The sequence below is a fragment of the Tenuifilum thalassicum genome (assembly GCF_013265555.1).
Lineage (GTDB): Bacteria > Bacteroidota > Bacteroidia > Bacteroidales > Tenuifilaceae > Tenuifilum > Tenuifilum thalassicum.
Window position 1 is genome coordinate 1,027,958 of sequence record NZ_CP041345.1, and the last position, 19,469, is coordinate 1,047,426.

The window sequence follows — 19,469 nt, forward strand, 5'->3', positions numbered from 1 at the left end:
TAATTCTATTTGGTTACATTGAGAATTGATTTGAATAAATCTTTATTCTCCTTGATTTTTTGTGTATTACCAAATACGCAGTAGGCATTTTGCGAAAGAATATCGTTAACAATAGGTTTCATGCTCTTAATATCTTCAACAGTAGTTGAAAGAACTTCTTCCTTTTCTTGTTTTAGCATTTGTGGGGTTATGTTATAAAAGTATCGGCTAATAGCAATAGAGCCTCGTTGCGATGGGGTGGTTGGGTATTCCATTTTAGCCACTGTTCCAATAATATAACGAGTCATTTCATCGTCTGAAACCTCAAGGCTATCTAGGAATTCAGGGGTTTTGTCGAAGTTTTCGAGGGTTGATTTTAGATTAGGATCACGATATGATGCAAAATATACATTGCCCGATTGCGAGAATCCACAGAATCCACCGTATGCACCACCAATAACTCTGATTTGAGTTTGTAGATAATCGGTTGAGAGTATTTGGCTTAAAACTCTCATCTTGCCAGACCATTTGTAACCTAGCTTTTTAAAGTCGTATCCTTTGGTTACAAATTGTACTTTTGATGCTGCCATTAATCCTTCATTCTTAATGGTTGGAACCAAGTTCCATGTTTGCAGCTTAACTTCATTGTTAGGCAAGGTTGAGTTTAGTATCTTAAGACCATTCTCAAAGGTTTCAAATTGCTCATCGGAGCAGGTAACTGCAGCAATCAGGTTACTTTTGTTGAATAAAAGTTTAGCTGTTTCGGCAAGTTTCTCGCTAATTTCTTGATGTTTAGAATCAAAGTTTGTAGTTAGGTCAGTAAGGAAATTGTAGTATTCCAATCCTTGAATTTGCTCATTGAATACACCAGATTTGTTGTAGTAGGAGCTTAACCTGGTAAGCGCAACTCCCATTCCATTATTTTTTATTCTTGCATCTATTCTCGATTGTTGACGAGCTAATACTGATTTAAGCCTATCGACATCATCGTATTTTGTGTTGATTAGAATTTCGGAAATCAGCTTAAATAGTGTATCACCTTTCTCAGTAAAGGCTTTGGAAGTAACTACAAACTTTGGTATAAGATTGTCGTCGGAGTAGTCTTTTTGAAATGATGAAATGCTTGTGTAAAAACCACCCGTGTTAATGTTCAATGCATTATCTAAATCGCCATAGCTATAATTCTTTGTGTTCAGCAGTCCAATTACTTGGTTTAGAAGCTGTGCGTAAGGAATGAGCTCTTGAGGGAGAACTCTTAAATCAAAATAAAGGTTGGTGTAAAGTATGTCATTTGTGAAGTCGGGGTGGTAAAGTACAGGAACATTATCAACTTTTTTCTCTTCTAAATTGTACCATTCCACATCAGGGCTAATGTCTGATAGTTTAAGCATTGGCATTTTTGCTAATGCTTCTGGTGAATCTTCCGATTTTTGAAATTCTTTTAATGCCTTAGTCTCCTCTACAAGTTTTTCTAGTTCCTCTTTACTTAGGCTGGCCTTATAATCAGCTAGTTCCTTCTTAATCTTTTGGGTAATAACTTTTTCTAATCCGGGTTGAGGTTTTAATACTAGTAGTAAGGCGTGAGGATTATTAAGAATTTGTTCCTTGATAATTTTTTGCAGTAAACCATTCTTTATTCCATCTTTCACTGCAGCAAGTGGCTCCTCAAACTTTAGTCCCAAATAAGGATCATCGGCAAAGAACCAGCCTTTATAGTTTTGCCATAAATACATTAGACCTTTCTGAGAGGAGTTACCTTCTCTAAGTCTGAATTCAAGGCGGTTAACTATACCATCAATTGTTTCTTTATCAAATCCTTCATCGACAACTTTTTGGAGTGTCTCAGTTACAATTTTATCAAATCTATCTTTATCTTCAAGATTTGCATTTTGAACTCTTATGGTTAGTACATTTTGCTTGTAATCGTTAACCCATGCATTCACATCTTTTCCTATTCCTGCCTCTTGAAGGGCTAGACGTAAGGGAGCAGTTTCATTGTTAACTAACGCATCGGTGATTATATCTAAAGCTAAGCCAAGTTCCATATCTGTGCTTTCGCCTATTACATAGCTCATGCTCAGGTAGGTTTTATCTTTAAGGCTCGACCCTTCAGGAACTGGATATGGTTTTTCGGCATACTTTTTAGCCTCAAATGGCTTTTGTAATGGTATCTCAATCTTTTCGTCTAGCCTATCATATTTCGATAAGTACTCTTTATCGATGAATTCAAGTTCTTTATCTAGGTCAGCATTTCCGTATAGTAGGATATAGCTGTTTGATGGGTGATAAAACTTATTGTGAAAGGCAACAAAGTATTCTTGTGTTAAGCCTGGAATTGCGGTAGGATAACCTCCCGATTCTACACCATACGTGTTGTCCGGGAATAATATTTTGTTTATCTGGTAGCCTAATTCACGTGTTGGACTTGAATAGGCACCTTTCATCTCGTTGTAAACTACACCATTGTACCGGAGTTCTCCGTTAATGCTATCCAATTCGTAGTGCCATCCTTCCTGCTTTAAAATTCTGGGATCTTCTTTAAGAAGTGGATTGAAAACGGCATCAAGATATACGTGCATAAGGTTGAAGTAGTCCTTATTATTCATGCTGGCAACAGGGTAGGTGGTTATGTCTGCTCCAGTCATTGCATTAAGGAAGGTATTTAACGAACCCTTGCGAAGAACATCGAATGGACTTTTTACAGGGAAATTTTTTGAGCCATTTAATACAGAGTGCTCCATGATGTGAGGCGTACCAAAATCATTCTCTGGAACAGTCTTAAATGCAATGTTAAAGAGTTTGTTGTTGTCGTCGGCTGCAATCTTAAAAAGATGTGCCCCGCTCTTTTCGTGAATAAAGTAAAGGCAGTCTGCGTTAACTTCCTTTACGAATTCTTTTTTAACTAGCTTAAAACCATGGTAAACTTTACCAACTTCGTAGCTGGGTTTTAATTTACATGCCCAAAGCGTGGCTAGGGCAGCCAAGAACAGAATTGAAAAGATTCTTTTTTTCATTTTGTTATAGATTATGATTAATGTTTAAATAATTTGATATGCCAAATTACAAGAAGTTTAAATTTACACAAATGGTTTGTGTAAAGTATATTGTTAAAAATTGAAATAATAGTAGATTAGTGCGATTCACATGTAAGTAAAAGCTAATGAATCAGGGAAAAAAAAATCCAGGTCAAATGCTGACCTGGATAAATCGCAATAGAAGAAAAATTATTATAAATCGAAGTTTCCGCTATAGTAATCTGCGTATGATGGTGCTACAGTTAGACCTTTATTGTATGCCCAGTTGTACATCTGATTAACAGCGTATTGGCAATCGGGCTCTAGATATTTATAACCTATGTTATCAAATCCATACATCATATAGTATGTAAATACACCATTGTTCATGTATGGGTCACCATCGTATGAGTAGGTGTTTGAGCTTGATGCAACAGCTATTACTCGTCCACTTTTTGCTAAAGCCGATTTCATTGCACCAATTTGGCAAGCGTCAAAGCAGAACATCATTTTGTTACTTGTAGAATTATAGAACTTTGTTCTGAACCACGAGCTACTTATGTAGTATAGGTCAGCTGATATTATGTTACCATTGCTTCCATGTCCCGAATAGCAGAATGCAATCTCATTACCGTAAGTAGAAACGCTAGCAAGCCAGTTAACATAGAGTTCTATATTTTCTTTTGTCGCATTTCCGTTTAAAAGATAGTAAACTGTGTAACCCTCTGCTCGTAGTCGATAATACCAGTCAATAGCATCATCGTCGCAATACTGAAGGTCTGATGACGAGCCGTAATAGTCTGATATTCCTATTACTATGGCATATTTGCGGCCTTTAGGTGCGTTTTCATCGAGCTTAACTGGCTTTGTGTCCTTGTCGGTAATTGTAAACTGCTCTATCACACTTTGTGGCCTAGTGTCAAGTGTTGCAAAATCGGGACGTACAGTCCATTGTGGTTCTTCTGGCTTTTGTACAAGTTGATCATCATCTTTTGAACAGCTTGCCATAAAAGCAATAAACAATGCCATAATGGCAAATCTCAAGAAATTTTTTCTCATAGGTCTTTGGTTTTTGATTGAAAAAAATTAACAGTTAAACACATGTAAAAATACACCGTGTTTAATCATGTGTCAATAAAAATAGACAAACGACAAGTATCGCATCATATAATGCATATCTTTGTCTACGAAATAAAATAATTGTTCAAGAAGGAATTAAATATTCAATAAGAAGTGAGGATTATTTTTTGATATTTGGTTTAGATGATTCCAAATGGAGCATAAACTATTCTTTAAACCTGCTGCTTACCCCTTTAACACCTACAAGTCGCCAGTACCTTACCCCTGGTGATTTGTAGTAAACATAGGTAGTGTAACTGTTTTCTGTATCAAAAAAACTCGATTCAATTCTGTTAAAGTCAAGGTTTTCTGGGTCTCTTGAAACAAAAACATACTTGTAGTTATAGAAGCCTTGTTTGAGTAGCAGTTTTGCCTCGTAACTCTGATTCTGAGGGTTGAAGTTTAGTTTATATTTGGGGTTAATTTCCCAGCCTGTTAATTCACCAAAAAGGTAAATATCGCCATCAAACATCTGCTCGGTACTTAAGGTAAAATAAACCCAAGAATAATCAGCTTCAACCTTGCTATTGGTTACATCATCGCATTTGATTAGGTACTTTCCATTTATATCCTGGGTTTCAATATACCTGTAACTTTTCACAATGTAATCCGAGGCTAGTATGGTTTGGTAAACACCATCGTACTTAAGCATTCTTATAATTTTAGATGATTGGTAATGGAACGACTTCAGATTTATCTGCCTGTATTCATTCCCTCCTTCTATGGTAGGTGTTGTAGCGTTGCTGTAAATTAAGGTATTCCCATCAACCCAAAGAGGGGTGTCAAATAATAGCTGGTTATAGCTTTGGTTGTTTTGCTGCACAAGTACTTTTATATCGTTATTAGGATCAATTCTACCAATTGCAGAGGTGTTTATGTTAAGTTCTAGCTGTTGGTGCGTTTTTTGAATATTAGGAGATACTGGTTGCCTAATGCTCATGTTAATTTTGACAAGTGGCTCATGGATTTTAAACCTTTGTTGTAGAACTAAACCCTCATGGTTTCCTTGTTTAACTATCTTTATTATATAATTTCCAGAAATTTTAAATTTGATTTCGCTGTTAGGTAGTTCCAAAGAAAAATGTCGATATTGTATTAGTGTTCCCGAAGAGTAGGAATAATCATATATAGGATTGAATTCAAACCCTTCGGCGAATTCCATAAACGACAAACCTGTTGGTTCCCAGTTGTAGTTACAATGAATTACAGTATATTCATACTGCTCCGAATCGGCAGAAATATCATCAAACTCTAGTGTAATTTTTTCCTCACTACCAAGCTCAATAATTGGTTGGTTAAGTTCAAAACCTGTTTTGTAGATTTTAACCGATTTAATGTTATCGGAAGTGATATTTGTTAAACTTTTATCTTTTTTAAAAACAATTTTCCGATTTAAATTGTTATTGCCATAACAATAGATTTGAGCTATAATCAACAATATAGATATAGAAATATGTAAATATCTGAAATGTTTGATATACATCAATTGATTATTTATTTGGTTTACAACCAAAGATACTAAATTTGTGCGTTTTATTTAGTATCCCATTTAGTAAATTATTAATTTTGTTAAAGATAACCTAAAAGTAGAATAATGTCAAAGGTGATTAAAATCAAACGAGGATTGAACATCCCCTTAAAGGGTTCAGCCGAGAAGGTGTTAGTCCGGCTCGATAAGGCTGAATATTATGGGGTTAAGCCAATCGATTTTCCTGGGCTTGTTCCTAAACTCGACGTAAAAGTTGGAGATAGGGTTAAAGCAGGCTCTCCATTATTTCACGACAAATACAATCCCGAAATCGTTTTTACTTCGCCTATCAATGGCGAGGTTGTTGAGGTGCGTCGTGGCGAGCGAAGAACGATACTAGAGGTTGTAGTTAAAACCGAAAATGGGGAAACCGAGTATGAGGAGTTTGGTGCTGCGTCGCCCGATTCTTTAAGTCGCGACGATGTGGTTGAAAAGTTACTAAAGTCTGGCTTATGGCCTTACATTAAACAAAGACCCTATGGTATTGTCGCTAACCCAAACGACAATCCAAAAGCCATTTTTATTTCTTGTTTCGATACTTCGCCTTTGGCGCCAGACCTTGACTTTGCTGTTCAAGGCGAAGAGGAAGCATTTCAGGTTGGTATCGATGCTTTGCGAAAGCTAACCACTGGAGCAATTCATTTGGGGTTAAATGCCGATTACCCCCCAGCTAATGCCTTTTTAAAGGCTAAAGGTGTTGAACACCACTATTTTACAGGTCCACACCCTGCAGGTAATGTGGGCATTCAAATTCATCATATCGATCCAATTGCTAAGGGTGAAGTGGTTTGGACCATAAATCCGCTTGACGTTATTATTATCGGTCGCCTTTTCCTTAAAGGTATATATGACGCAACTAAGGTTATAGCACTTGCAGGTTCTGAGGTTATTAAACCAAGGTACTATAAGCTCATTTCTGGTGCAAATATCGATTCGGTTGTTAAAGATAATATCAACACCGATACCGATGTGCGTATTATTAGTGGGAATGTACTAACTGGTACTCGTGTTGATAAGAATGGGTTTGTAGGATTCTACGACAATATGATATCAGTTATACCTGAAGGAAACAAATACGAGTTCATGGGCTGGATTGCTCCAGGTGTGAATAAGCATAGCGCTTCGCGTACATTCCTTTCTAAACTTATTCCTGGGAAAAAGTTCAGGCTCAATACAAACATGCATGGTGGTCATCGTGCCTATGTGTTAACAGGTCAGTACGAAAAAGTACTACCAATGGATATCTATCCTGTTCATCTAATTAAGGCAATTCTTGCCAATGATATCGATAAGATGGAACAACTAGGTATTTATGAGGTTGTTGAGGAAGATATGGCCCTATGCGAGTATGTTTGTGCTTCAAAAACCGAGGTACAAGCCATTTTGCGCAATGGTATTAATACGATGATTAAGGAGTTAAGTTAATTTTAATATACTACTAATGAAGGCATTACGTAACTATATCGATAAGATTAAACCAAACTTTCAGAAAGGGGGTAGGTTCGAAATGTTCGAGTCAACTTTCGAGGCCTTTGAAACCTTTCTGTTTGTGCCCAATACTGTAACTACAAAGGGTAGCCATATTCGCGATTCAATAGACCTTAAGCGAACCATGATATTTGTGGTTATTGCTCTTTTGCCTACCATGCTTTTTGGCATGTGGAATGTGGGTTACCAACATTCATTATCAATAGGAGAAACTTGGAGCTTATGGGAAACATTTTGGTACGGTTTTCTTAAGGTTTTACCCCTTATAGTTGTAAGCTATGGGGTTGGGCTTTCCATTGAGTTTGCATTTGCCCAATCGCGTGGTCATGAGGTAAACGAGGGCTTTCTTGTTTCAGGGTTACTTATACCTCTTATTGTGCCAGTTGATGTTCCTCTTTGGATGCTTGCCATAGCTGTGGCTTTTGCTGTAATTATAGGCAAGGAGGTTTTTGGAGGAACAGGGTACAATGTTTTTAACCCTGCTCTTCTGGCAAGAGCATTTCTATTTTTTGCTTATCCTTCGCATATGTCGGGCGATAAGGTTTGGATTGCTGATTTAGCAAATGGACAAGGCATAGTAGATGGTTTTTCAGGTGCAACACCTCTTGCTAATGCAGCTGCATATCAAATGGACAAACTACCATCAGCATACGATATGTTCATGGGATTTATTCCAGGTTCGGTAGGAGAAACTTCTACATTAGCTATTCTTATTGGCGCAGCATTCTTGATTATTACAGGAATAGGTAGCTGGAAGATAATGGTATCGGTTTTTGGAGGTGGTTTGGCAGCAGGGCTGCTATTTAACACCTTTGCTGTTAATCCTTATATGGAAATTCCAGCATGGCAGCATCTAATTATGGGAGGTTTTGCTTTTGGTGCAGTTTTTATGGCTACCGACCCAGTTACCGCATCTCATACCGAAAAGGGTAAATGGATTTACGGATTCCTTGTGGGCTTTTTAGCGTTATTGGTTCGTGTGCTAAACCCAGCGTACCCCGAAGGAATGATGTTAGCCATTCTACTTATGAATGCCTTTGCCCCACTAATCGATTACTACGTGGTAGAGGCAAATATCAGACGAAGAATGAAGAGAGCCCAAAAGGTTGCAAAATCATAAACCATTCAAACTATGAGTTTACTTAATAAGATAAAAAGCATGGACCGCAACAGCAATTTGTATACATTTCTTTATGCGTCGGGAATGGTTATAGTGGTTGCCATGCTCTTGGCAATTGCGTCCACAGCGCTTAAGCCTGCACAGAATAAAAATATTGAGACTGAGAAGAAAATCGACATATTGCGTTCAATTGGAAAAACCGACGGAATTGACGAGGCAAAAAATAAGCATAAGTTTGTTGCTGAAGCATTCCAAAAGTATATCCCTGAACAGCTAGTTGTCAATATTAATGGCGATACCATTAAAGGACTTGAAGCCTTTAATATCGATATGAAAGTTGAGCTTTCTAAGCCTCTTGAACAGAGAAATTTACCACTCTACGTAGCTAAGCTCGACGATGGAAGCATTAAATATATAATTCCGCTTCGCGGACGTGGACTATGGGGGCCCATTTGGGGGTACCTTGCATTAAATAGCGATTTAAAGACCATTTATGGTGCTACATTTGCACATCAGGGTGAAACACCTGGTCTTGGAGCCGAGATAGCTACACCTGAATTTCAAAAGCAATTCAGGGGTAAAACAATCTTTGAAGGCGATAGCATTCTTACTTTTACATCGGTTAAGGTAGTTAAAGGTGGAGCGTCACCCGACGACACACATGGAGTTGATGCCATTTCTGGTGGAACTATTACCAGTAAAGGGCTCGAGAAAATGCTCTCAGATTGCCTTGAACCATACCAAAACTATTTTGAGAAAATACATAAATCATTATAAGCCATGAGTGAAATTAAGGAAAAAGAACCCTTGTTTTCGGCTAAAAACCTGAAACTGCTTACTGAGCCAATAGATTCAAAAAATCCTGTAACCGTATTGGTGTTGGGGATTTGCTCGGCATTGGCAGTCACGGTTAAGTTGAAACCTGCGATTGTTATGGCTATATCAGTTATAGTTGTAACTGCATTCTCAAATCTAATCATATCGTTAATTCGCAAATCAATTCCTAATCGTATTCGAATTATTGTTCAGCTAGTTGTAATTGCATCCCTTGTTATTCTTGTTGACCAAATACTCAAGGCCTATGTATATGATGTGAGCAAGCAACTATCGGTGTTTGTAGGATTGATTATAACCAACTGTATAATCATGGGTCGGCTTGAGGCTTTTGCACTTGGCAATAAACCATGGCCATCATTTCTCGATGGTATTGGAAATGGTTTAGGCTATGGCCTTATTTTGGTAATTGTGGCATTTTTCCGTGAGCTTTTAGGCTCTGGAACCATTTTAGGATTACGTGTTATTCCTTTAGAGTGGTACGTTAAGAATGGTGGCTTTTACGAGAACAATGGTATGATGATTCTCCCACCCATGGCACTTATAACTGTTGGAATCATAATTTGGATACAACGTAGTAGAAACCGTAAACTCATTGAGGAGTAAACCTAAAAATTGAATTCGACCATGGAACATCTTATAAACATATTTGTAAAATCGATATTTATCGATAACATGGTTTTCGCTTACTTCCTTGGTATGTGCTCGTACCTTGCAGTATCGAAAACAGTTAAAACATCGGTTGGGCTTGGGTTTGCAGTTATCTTTGTAATGGCAATAACAGTTCCCGTAAATTACCTAATGAACAAGTATCTACTTCTTCCTGGTGCTCTAAAGTGGCTGGATCCAGAGTTTGCTTCGCTTGACCTTAGCTTTCTTTCTTTTATCATGTTCATTGCAGTTATCGCATCGATGGTGCAGCTGGTTGAGATGATAGTTGAGAAATTTTCTCCATCACTATACAGCTCTCTTGGAATTTTCCTTCCACTTATTGCTGTTAACTGTGCCATTCTTGGCGGATCACTGTTTATGCAGGAAAGGGAATATAAAACGCTTGCCGAGGCTACTGTTTTTGGTGTAGGTTCTGGCGTTGGTTGGTTCCTAGCCATTGTTAGTATAGCTGCTATTAGAGAGCGATTGAAATATTCTGATATCCCAAAACCATTACGTGGTTTAGGTATTGCTTTTATCCTTACCGGACTAATGGGTATAGCATTTATGACCTTTATGGGCATCAAGTTGTAGAATTTGAAAATGTATTGAACCATGATATTACTATTTGGAAACGGAACCATCATATTAACCGCTATAGCAGTCTTCTTATTTATTATACTTTTGCTTGTGTCGGTTTTGCTATACGCAAAAAAGAAGCTAACCCCACAGGGTAAAGTAAAGATGGTTATCAATGATGAACGAACCATAGAGACAGAACCAGGTGGTACCATACTTTCAACCCTATCTAATAATGGAGTTTTCTTACCTTCTGCCTGTGGTGGCGGGGGAACTTGTGGAATGTGTAAGTGTAGAGTGATTGAAGGGGGGGGAACAATACTTCCAACCGAGGTTGGTTTCTTTACCCGCAAGCAGCAAAATGATAAGTGGCGTTTAGGATGTCAGGTGAAAATCCGTGAGGATATAAAAATTGAAGTACCCGAAGAAGTTCTTGGTATCAAGAAGTGGGAATGCGAGGTCATTTCAAATAAAAATGTGGCTACATTTATTAAGGAGTTTGTGGTTAAGCTACCTGAGGGCGAAAAGTTGAACTTCCGTTCTGGTGGATACATCCAAATTGATGTGCCTAAGTTAGAGGTAGACTTTGCAAAGGATATTTTTGTTGAGCCCGAGTTTCGCGATGAATGGGATAAATGGAAGATGTGGGATTTGAAGATGAAGAATACCGAGGAGACATTTAGGGCCTATTCTATGGCAAACCACCCAGCTGAGGATAACATTATCATGTTGAATGTACGTATTGCTACCCCGCCATGGGATAGAGAAAAAAATGCGTTCATGAATGTTAATCCAGGCGTATGCTCCAGCTACATCTTCTCTCGCAAGCCAGGTGATAAGGTTATGATTTCGGGCCCTTACGGTGAATTCTTCATCAAGGATACCGATAATGAGATGATGTTTATTGGTGGTGGGGCAGGAATGGCGCCTATGCGCTCACATATATTCGACCAGTTCCTAACAAAAAAGACTACCCGTAAGGCTACTTTCTGGTATGGTGCCCGATCAAAACGTGAAATTTTCTACGAGGAGCATTTCCGCAAGATTGAGGAGGAGTTCCCTAACTTCAAGTTTACCATAGCTCTTTCCGAGCCTAAACCTGAGGATAACTGGACAGGTTATGTTGGCTTCATTCACCAGGTTATTTACGATAACTATCTATCAAAGCATGAAGCTCCTGAGGATATCGAATACTACCTTTGCGGACCTCCTGCTATGAATGACGCAGTCCAAAAAATGCTTTACGATCTAGGAGTACCTGAAGAGATGATTGCATTTGACGATTTTGGTGGATAACTAAATGTTTAACTTATCTTAACTACTCTTTAACCCGCATTAGCTAATGCGGGTTTTATCTTTGCAGTGTAATCCGAAAGACAAAAAGTTTTCTCATAGGCTTTTGGTTTTAGAGTTAGGTTTAGGTTTGGTTTTAGGTTAAAGGTAACAAAATGGGGCTGAAAAGCCCCTTTTGTTTTTTTAGCAATTACTTAAGCTTATGGGTTACCATCTCTACAACTATGGATAAAAGATTCATTCCATTTTTTGGGGAAACAAGATTATCTAACTCATCACTAGTAAACAATCTGTTCATATTGCATTATTTTGAATATATAAGGTAGTTTTTTCTTGAGAACTGTCAATTTCGGAATAATTATAATTGAAATATAAAAACCTAATTTCAGAAAATTATTATCCCTTCTTAATTTGTTAATGGATATTTAAAAACAGTGTTTTTATCATTTGTAAATTTAAGTAAATTAGCTATAATTGCGAAATGTGTAAAAATATGTTAAACTATGGCTATTTGTTTTGTAATGATAGTTTTAGCCAATGGAGGTGAATGTTTATTTAATTAAAATATATGTTAATCAAACTTAATCTGCAATGAAAAAAATCTTATCCTTATTGCTATTGTTGGCAGTTTTGCCTGTTGCATTAATTGCTCAAGATGGAACTACATGTGAAAATGCTCTCGATGCAGTTGTTGGAACGAATACAGCCGATTGTTCCAGCGGAGATCAATGGTTTAAGTATACTGCAACCCTTGATGGAGTTATGAAGGTTTCCACATGTGGTTTAACTAATGAAGACACATATGTTAAAGTATTCGATGGTTGTGGAGGGCAAGAAATTGGGAGTAATGATGATTACTGCAATAGACAATCAGAGATAACTATTGATGTAATAAGCGGTGTAACATATTATATAGTTTGGGAGAACTGGTACACATCAGCTGTCTTTGATTGGACGATTGAGGAATATGAACCACAACCTGGTGAAACTTGCAATTCAGCATTAGATGCTTCCTCGGGCACAAATACAGCTGATTGTTCTAGTGGGAGTCAATGGTTTAAGTATACAGCAACTAGAGATGGAAAAATAGTTTTGAGTAGCTGCGGGCTTACAACAGATAGTACTGATGTTTCGGTTTATCAAAGTTGTGGTGGTAGTTCGATGAATTTGAATGATTTATGTAGTGTGGGGCAAAGCGAAATTCAATTTAATGCGGTTATGGGTACTACCTATTATATTAACTGGATAGACTACAATAATGGCACATTTAATTGGACTTTAAGCGAGGAGGACTGGGGTCCAGGGGAGACATGCACGACGGCCATAGAAGCGGTAGCAGGGACAAATACGGCCGACTGCACAGGCGGTGACAGGTGGTTCAAGTACACGGCCACGCGCGATGGGAAGATAGCCATAAGCAACTGTGGGCTAACCGGCGATAATACAGGGCTTGAAATCTATACCGATTGTGGATCCTATCCGGTATACGATGGAAATTACTGTGGTAGCGGGCAGCGCCAGGTACAGCTACAAGGACAGGTTGGTGTAACCTACTACATTAGATGGACTGACGGTAGTTCTGGCACCTTTGATTGGACCCTGAGCGAGGAGGACTGGGGTCCAGGGGAGACATGCACGACGGCCATAGAAGCGGTAGCAGGGACGAATACGGCCGACTGCACAGGCGGTGACAGGTGGTTCAAGTACACGGCCACGCGCGATGGGAAGATAGCCATAAGCAACTGTGGGCTAACCGGCGATAATACAGGGCTTGAAATCTATACCGATTGTGGATCCTACCCGGTGTCCTATGGCAACAGCTGTGGTAGCGGGCAGAGCCAGGTACAGGTACAAGGACAGGTTGGTGTAACCTACTACATTAGATGGACTGACGGTAGTTCTGGCACCTTTGATTGGACCCTGAGCGAGGAGGACTGGGGTCCAGGGGAGACATGCACGACGGCCATAGAAGCGGTAGCAGGGACGAATACGGCCGACTGCACAGGCGGTGACAGGTGGTTCAAGTACACGGCCACGCGCGATGGGAAGATAGCCATAAGCAACTGTGGGCTAACCGGCGATAATACAGGGCTTGGTATCTACACCGATTGTGGATCCTACCCGGTGTCCTATGGCAACAGCTGTGGTAGCGGGCAGCGCCAGGTACAGCTACAAGGACAGGTTGGTGTAACCTACTACATTAGATGGACTGACGGTAGTTCTGGCACCTTTGATTGGACCCTGAGCGAGGAGGACTGGGGTCCAGGGGAGACATGCACGACGGCCATAGAAGCGGTAGCAGGGACGAATACGGCCGACTGCACAGGCGGTGACAGGTGGTTCAAGTACACGGCCACGCGCGATGGGAAGATAGCCATAAGCAACTGTGGGCTAACCGGCGATAATACAGGGCTTGAAATCTATACCGATTGCGGGTCAAATCCGGTATACTATGAAAATTACTGTGGTAGCGGACAGCGCCTAGTAAAGCTACAAGGACAGGTTGGCATAACCTACTACATTAAATGGACTGACGGTAGTTCTGGCACCTTTGATTGGACCCTGAGCGAGGAGGACTGGGGTCCAGGGGAGACATGCACGACGGCCATAGAAGCGGTAGCAGGGACGAATACGGCCGACTGCACAGGCGGTGACAGGTGGTTCAAGTACACGGCCACGCGCGATGGGAAGATAGCCATAAGCAACTGTGGGCTAACCGGCGATAATACAGGGCTTGAAATCTATACCGATTGTGGATCCTATCCGGTATACTATGGAATTTACTGTGGTAGCGGACAGCGCCTAGTAAAGCTACAAGGACAGGTTGGCATAACCTACTACATTAAATGGTCTGACTACAGTTCTGGCACCTTTGATTGGACCCTGAGCGAGGAGGACTGGGGTCCAGGGGAGACATGCACGACGGCCATAGAAGCGGTAGCAGGGACGAATACGGCCGACTGCACAGGCGGTGACAGGTGGTTCAAGTACACGGCCACGCGCGATGGGAAGATAGCCATAAGCAACTGTGGGCTAACCGGCGATGATACAGCGCTTGAAATCTATACCGATTGTGGATCCTACCCGGTGTCCTTTGGCAACAGCTGTGGTAGCGGGCAGCGCCAGGTACAGCTACAAGGACAGGTTGGTGTAACCTACTACATTAGATGGACTGTCGGTATTTCTGGCACCTTTGATTGGACCCTGAGCGAGGAGGACTGGGGCCCAGGGGAGACATGCACGACGGCCATAGAAGCGGTAGCAGGGACGAATACGGCCGACTGCACAGGCGGTGACAGGTGGTTCAAGTACACGGCCACGCGCGATGGGAAGATAACCATAAGCAACTGTGGGCTAACCGGCGATAATACAAGGCTTGAAATCTATACCGATTGTGGATCCTATCCGGTATACTATGGAAATTACTGTGGTAGCGGACAGCGCCTAGTAAAGCTACAAGGACAGGTTGGTGTAACCTACTACATTAGATGGACTGACGGTAGTTCTGGCACCTTTGATTGGACCCTGAGCGAGGAGGACTGGGGTCCAGGGGAGACATGCACGACGGCCATAGAAGCGGTAGCAGGGACGAATACGGCCGACTGCACAGGCGGTGACAGGTGGTTCAAGTACACGGCCACGCGCGATGGGAAGATAACCATAAGCAACTGTGGGCTAACCGGCGATGATACAGCGCTTGGTATCTACACCGATTGCGGGTCCTATCCGGTATACTATGAAAATTACTGTGGTAGAGGACAGCGCCTAGTAAAGCTACAAGGACAGGTTGGCATAACCTACTACATTAGATGGTATGACTACAGTTCTGGCACCTTTGATTGGACCCTGAGCGAGGAGGACTGGGTTCCAGGGGAGACATGCACGACGGCCATAGAAGCGGTAGCTGGGACGAATACGGCCGACTGCACAGGCGGTGACAGGTGGTTCAAGTACACGGCCACGCGCGATGGGAAGATAACCATAAGCAACTGTGGGCTAACCGGCGATAATACAGGGCTTGAAATCTACACCGATTGCGGGTCCTATCCGGTATACTATGAAAATTACTGTGGTAGCGGACAGCGCCTAGTAAAGCTACAAGGACAGGTTGGCATAACCTACTACATTAAATGGACTGACGGTAGTTCTGGCACCTTTGATTGGACCCTGAGCGAGGAGGACTGGGGTCCAGGGGAGTCATGCACGACGGCCATAGAAGCGGTAGCAGGGACGAATACGGCCGACTGCACAGGCGGTGACAGGTGGTTCAAGTACACGGCCACGCGCGATGGGAAGATAGCCATAAGCAACTGTGGGCTAACCGGCGATAATACAGGGCTTGATATCTACACCGATTGCAGGTCCTATCCGGTATACTATGGAAATTACTGTGGTAGCGGACAGCGCAAGATTCAGTTTCCTATTCAGGCCGGCACCACCTACTACATTAGATGGACTGTCGGTAGTTCTGGCACCTTTGATTGGACCCTGAGCGAGGAGGACTGGGGTCCAGGGGAGACATGCAAGACGGCCATAGAAGCGGTAGCAGGCACGAATACGGCCGACTGTACAGGTGGTGACCGGTTGTTTAAGTATACAGCAACCATTGACGGAGTTTTAACAGTTTCGACGTGTGGATTAACTAATGGAGACACCTACGTTAAAGTATACGATGAATGTGGTGGGCTTGAAATCGGTAGAAGTGATGATTATTGTGGATATCAGTCCCAACTTAGTATCCCTGTTACTTTGGGAAATATTTATTACATTAAATGGGATGATTCTTGGTATTCTGGACAGTTTGATTGGTCAATTAGCTTAAAACCAAATACCCCAGCTAACCTGTCAATAAACAACGTTACGCAAACAGGTTTTACACTACAATGGCAGGAGGTACCTGGCGCTGATGGATATATTATTGATATAGCAACAGACGAAGAATTTACAAGTTTTGTTAGTGGGTATGCAGGTAAAGAGGTGTTAAATGAAAACTCCGCAGAAATAACTGGTTTAACTCCAAATACTACATACTACATACGTATTAAAAGTTTCGAGGGCAGTGATGAAAGCGATTACAGCAGTCCCTATGCAGCCACTACGATCAAGGTAGTTCCCCAGGCTCCAGTTGCTTTTGCGGCGAGCGATGTTACAAGTGCAGGCTTTACTGCCAGCTGGGGTTCAGTAACCGAAGCCGATGGATACAAGATAGACGTATCATCAGATGCAGACTTCTCGAGCTTTGTACTCGGGTACAATGGCAGGGATGTTCAGGGAGCCACAAGCCACGATGTGCAAGGCCTTTCGGCAAATACCACCTACTACTACCGGGTAAGGGCATACAATAATGGAGGTGATAGTGATTTTAGTAACATTATCACAGTAACCACACTTTCTACAGGTATCAATCCAAACTCTTACAATGCAGTAAGTGTATTCCCTAATCCTTCGGATGGAATATTTAACGTTGACCTTGGTGGTTCTCGAAATGCAACAGTTCAAGTTATTGATTTAACTGGAAGGATAGTTAAACAGTTTGAAGTAAAAAATCAATCAACCTTCAAACTAAATATTGAATCCAAAGGTTTGTACCTGTTAAGAATTAGAGTGGACAAAACAACAGCTGAATTTAAAGTTTCAGTTCAGTAAAAAAAATAAAAAGGCCGCCGTTTCTAAGGCGGCTTTTTTATTATGCAAAGCTTAAATAAAATCCATTTGTAGATTTATTCGATTTTAGTTTTTAGATACCATGTTCTAGTTAGCTAACCTAACCCGATATCTTCTCTTCTATAATCTCTCCTAAAGTCATATTTAGTTCTTCACGTTTTTGGGGGTTTTCGATAAATTCTGAAAATTCCTCCATGCTGAGAAGGTTCGTGAGGAAAAAGCTATCAATGCTAAAATTGATAGAAATGAACTCGTAGAACTTTTTATCGTTACCTTCAAAATTAATTCCTTGGCGATACCGTTCTAAACGTTTTAGTAGTTCTTCCTTTGTTAGCATATCGTTAGTGTTTTATAAATCATAGGAACTAATTTATTAAAATATTTTTATAAAAATAGATGGGCTTGTTTTTATTTTGGTTCGCTTCAAATTGAAAATGCCTGTAAAAAAAGCGTTGGGTTTATTACCAACGCTCCAGGTATTAAGAATTAAGGTTAAATCGAAAAAACTTATCCCAACACAATCTCATTTTTTAATCATCGTTGCTATTCAGCAATCCAATGTAGTAAAGAAGCGTAGCCAATGAGCCAAGTGCAGCCACAACATAGGTAAGTGCAGCCCATTTCAGCGCATCGCGAGCGTATATTGAGCTATCACCAAAAGTTAAACCCGATGAGTTTAACCATGCCAATGCCCTGCGTGAGGCATCCATTTCAACCGGAAGAGTGATGAAGCTAAATAACGTAGTAATCCCAAGCATAGCAACACCAATTAGTAAAATACTTGGCATGGATTGAAGTAGTATAATGCCCGCAAGCAAAACCCATTGTACCCAACGCGATGCAACACTAACAATAGGTACTAAGGCCGAACGCATTTGCAGAAAGGCATAGCTCTGGGCATGCTGTATGGCATGGCCACATTCGTGTGCTGCCACTGCGGCGGCGGCAATGCTCCTTCCGTGGTAAACATCGGGGCTGAGGTTCACCGTTTTATTTACAGGATTGTAATGGTCGGTAAGCTCACCAGGAACAGATGTTACCCTTACGTCATATATACCATGGTTATGAAGCATTAGTTCTGCTACCTCTTTGCCGCTTAGCCCGCGAGGCAACATTATTCTTGAATAACGAGCAAATTTTGCTTTAAGCTGCATGGAAACCATGAAGCTTAAAACAAAGAAGATTATCATTATCAGGTAGATGCTCATAACTCAGAAATGGTTAACTTGCTACAAATTTCTGTTTACATAGTATGCATTAGCTTGTGCTACTGGAGTAACCTCTATATCGTTTATGCAAACATGTGCTGGACGGGTTAGCACAAAATGAATGGCCTCTGCTATATCTTCAGCAAATAGTGGGGTTAGCCCTTGGTAGGTGCTTTTAGCTTTTTCTACATCGCCTTTAAATCGAACCATTGAAAATTCGGTTTCTAGCAGGCCAGGTCTAATTTCTGATACCTTAATATTATGCTTTAACATATCTTGCCTCATGCCCTGTGAAAGGGCGTGCATGGCGTGCTTGGTAGCACAATATACATTGCCATTCTCGTATACTTGTGTACCTGCAATTGAGCCGATGTTAACAATATGGCCCTTGCCCTGTTCAATCATCATTGGAGCAACTTTGCGGGTAATGTACAGTACACCTTTAATATTGGTGTCAATCATCCTTTCCCAATCATCAATAATGCCATCTTGAATATGGTTTAAGCCAACAGCTAGTCCAGCATTATTAATAAGTACGTCAATTTTTCTCCAATGTTTAGGAAGTGAATCAATAGCTTTATTTACCTCATCTAGGTTTCGAATATCAAAATTTAGAATAAGTACATCTTTTTTGTACTTTACTTCAATTTCTTTTTTCAATTCTTCTAGCCGTTCTAGTCGACGACCTGTAATGATTAGGTTGAATTCATCTTGTGCAAGGCGTAAAGCAGTTGCCTTACCTATACCCGATGTTGCTCCAGTTATTAATGCAGTTCTCATATTCAATGTTTTAGTGTTTTTTTAAAGTTTTTTCAAAGTTATTGTATTCTTTTATTAGTTGAATGGTTCCTTAATGTTTTTTAAAAGACACCCAGTGCTAATGACTTGACGTATTAGTTTTGATGTTTAACAAGGTCAGGAATAATCTTTTTATTTTTTATACATTTACTTATGTTACTTGAGTTAATGTTCGTATTTTTGGCAAGATTTTT

General features: G+C 40.5%; 13 protein-coding genes. 7 read left to right on the plus strand and 6 right to left on the minus strand.

All coding sequences use genetic code 11. The annotated features are described in order from the left end of the window. Positions 1-5: 5 nt before the first annotated feature. The 3 genes from FHG85_RS04250 to FHG85_RS04260 all read right to left on the minus strand — a co-directional run bounded on the left by FHG85_RS04250 (position 6) and on the right by FHG85_RS04260 (position 5,595). Complete coding sequence (locus FHG85_RS04250; RefSeq protein ID WP_173073314.1) at positions 6-2,993, minus strand: insulinase family protein; 2,988 nt, start codon at positions 2,991-2,993, stop codon at positions 6-8. Positions 2,994-3,206: 213 nt separating this feature from the next. Further along, the gene (locus tag FHG85_RS04255) at positions 3,207-4,052 is read right to left on the minus strand and encodes a caspase family protein (RefSeq protein ID WP_173073316.1); all 846 of its coding nucleotides are present in this window, start codon (positions 4,050-4,052) and stop codon (positions 3,207-3,209) included. A 226-nt stretch (positions 4,053-4,278) separates the two neighbouring features. After that, positions 4,279-5,595, minus strand: a complete 1,317-nt coding sequence (locus FHG85_RS04260) for a type IX secretion system plug protein (RefSeq protein WP_173073318.1) — start codon at positions 5,593-5,595, stop codon at positions 4,279-4,281. A 111-nt stretch (positions 5,596-5,706) separates the two neighbouring features. Here FHG85_RS04260 and FHG85_RS04265 point away from each other — a divergent pair, with 111 nt between their 5' ends. From FHG85_RS04265 to FHG85_RS04295, 7 genes are all read left to right on the plus strand, one after another. After that, a complete protein-coding gene (locus tag FHG85_RS04265; RefSeq protein WP_173073320.1) occupies positions 5,707-7,065 on the plus strand; it encodes a Na(+)-translocating NADH-quinone reductase subunit A in 1,359 nt (452 codons plus the stop codon). A 16-nt stretch (positions 7,066-7,081) separates the two neighbouring features. Then, positions 7,082-8,248, plus strand: a complete 1,167-nt coding sequence (locus tag FHG85_RS04270; protein WP_173073322.1) for an NADH:ubiquinone reductase (Na(+)-transporting) subunit B — start codon at positions 7,082-7,084, stop codon at positions 8,246-8,248. Positions 8,249-8,260: 12 nt separating this feature from the next. Next, entirely contained in the window at positions 8,261-9,025 is a 765-nt protein-coding gene (nqrC, locus tag FHG85_RS04275) for an NADH:ubiquinone reductase (Na(+)-transporting) subunit C (RefSeq protein WP_246249268.1), read from the plus strand. A gap of 3 nt (positions 9,026-9,028) precedes the next feature. Further along, on the plus strand, positions 9,029-9,688 hold the full coding sequence (locus tag FHG85_RS04280; RefSeq protein ID WP_173073323.1) for an NADH:ubiquinone reductase (Na(+)-transporting) subunit D: 660 nt from the start codon (positions 9,029-9,031) through the stop codon (positions 9,686-9,688). A 21-nt stretch (positions 9,689-9,709) separates the two neighbouring features. Continuing rightward, the gene (nqrE, locus tag FHG85_RS04285; RefSeq protein WP_173073324.1) at positions 9,710-10,327 is read left to right on the plus strand and encodes an NADH:ubiquinone reductase (Na(+)-transporting) subunit E; all 618 of its coding nucleotides are present in this window, start codon (positions 9,710-9,712) and stop codon (positions 10,325-10,327) included. A gap of 21 nt (positions 10,328-10,348) precedes the next feature. Then, the gene (nqrF, locus tag FHG85_RS04290) at positions 10,349-11,608 is read left to right on the plus strand and encodes an NADH:ubiquinone reductase (Na(+)-transporting) subunit F (RefSeq protein WP_173073325.1); all 1,260 of its coding nucleotides are present in this window, start codon (positions 10,349-10,351) and stop codon (positions 11,606-11,608) included. Positions 11,609-12,196: 588 nt separating this feature from the next. Continuing rightward, on the plus strand, positions 12,197-17,251 hold the full coding sequence (locus FHG85_RS04295; protein WP_173073327.1) for a fibronectin type III domain-containing protein: 5,055 nt from the start codon (positions 12,197-12,199) through the stop codon (positions 17,249-17,251). Positions 17,252-17,369: 118 nt separating this feature from the next. On the opposite strand, the gene FHG85_RS04300 is transcribed toward FHG85_RS04295, so the two are convergent. The 3 genes from FHG85_RS04300 to FHG85_RS04310 form a co-directional block, all read right to left on the minus strand. Next, positions 17,370-17,606, minus strand: coding sequence for a hypothetical protein (locus tag FHG85_RS04300; protein WP_173073329.1), 237 nt, complete (start codon positions 17,604-17,606; stop codon positions 17,370-17,372). Positions 17,607-17,799: 193 nt separating this feature from the next. Continuing rightward, the gene (locus tag FHG85_RS04305) at positions 17,800-18,477 is read right to left on the minus strand and encodes a zinc metallopeptidase (protein ID WP_173073331.1); all 678 of its coding nucleotides are present in this window, start codon (positions 18,475-18,477) and stop codon (positions 17,800-17,802) included. A gap of 21 nt (positions 18,478-18,498) precedes the next feature. Further along, entirely contained in the window at positions 18,499-19,257 is a 759-nt protein-coding gene (locus tag FHG85_RS04310) for an SDR family NAD(P)-dependent oxidoreductase (protein WP_173073334.1), read from the minus strand. Between the last annotated feature and the right edge of the window lie 212 nt (positions 19,258-19,469).

What these genes read in the sequence shown, in the direction of transcription:
- FHG85_RS04250 (WP_173073314.1), bottom strand. Translation starts at nt 2,993, where the DNA reads ATGAAAAAAAGAATCTTTTCAATTCTGTTCTTGGCTGCCCTAGCCACG.
- FHG85_RS04255 (WP_173073316.1), bottom strand. Translation starts at nt 4,052, where the DNA reads ATGAGAAAAAATTTCTTGAGATTTGCCATTATGGCATTGTTTATTGCT.
- FHG85_RS04260 (WP_173073318.1), bottom strand. Translation starts at nt 5,595, where the DNA reads ATGTATATCAAACATTTCAGATATTTACATATTTCTATATCTATATTG.
- FHG85_RS04265 (WP_173073320.1), top strand. Translation starts at nt 5,707, where the DNA reads ATGTCAAAGGTGATTAAAATCAAACGAGGATTGAACATCCCCTTAAAG.
- FHG85_RS04270 (WP_173073322.1), top strand. Translation starts at nt 7,082, where the DNA reads ATGAAGGCATTACGTAACTATATCGATAAGATTAAACCAAACTTTCAG.
- nqrC (WP_246249268.1), top strand. Translation starts at nt 8,261, where the DNA reads ATGAGTTTACTTAATAAGATAAAAAGCATGGACCGCAACAGCAATTTG.
- FHG85_RS04280 (WP_173073323.1), top strand. Translation starts at nt 9,029, where the DNA reads ATGAGTGAAATTAAGGAAAAAGAACCCTTGTTTTCGGCTAAAAACCTG.
- nqrE (WP_173073324.1), top strand. Translation starts at nt 9,710, where the DNA reads ATGGAACATCTTATAAACATATTTGTAAAATCGATATTTATCGATAAC.
- nqrF (WP_173073325.1), top strand. Translation starts at nt 10,349, where the DNA reads ATGATATTACTATTTGGAAACGGAACCATCATATTAACCGCTATAGCA.
- FHG85_RS04295 (WP_173073327.1), top strand. Translation starts at nt 12,197, where the DNA reads ATGAAAAAAATCTTATCCTTATTGCTATTGTTGGCAGTTTTGCCTGTT.
- FHG85_RS04300 (WP_173073329.1), bottom strand. Translation starts at nt 17,606, where the DNA reads ATGCTAACAAAGGAAGAACTACTAAAACGTTTAGAACGGTATCGCCAA.
- FHG85_RS04305 (WP_173073331.1), bottom strand. Translation starts at nt 18,477, where the DNA reads ATGAGCATCTACCTGATAATGATAATCTTCTTTGTTTTAAGCTTCATG.
- FHG85_RS04310 (WP_173073334.1), bottom strand. Translation starts at nt 19,257, where the DNA reads ATGAGAACTGCATTAATAACTGGAGCAACATCGGGTATAGGTAAGGCA.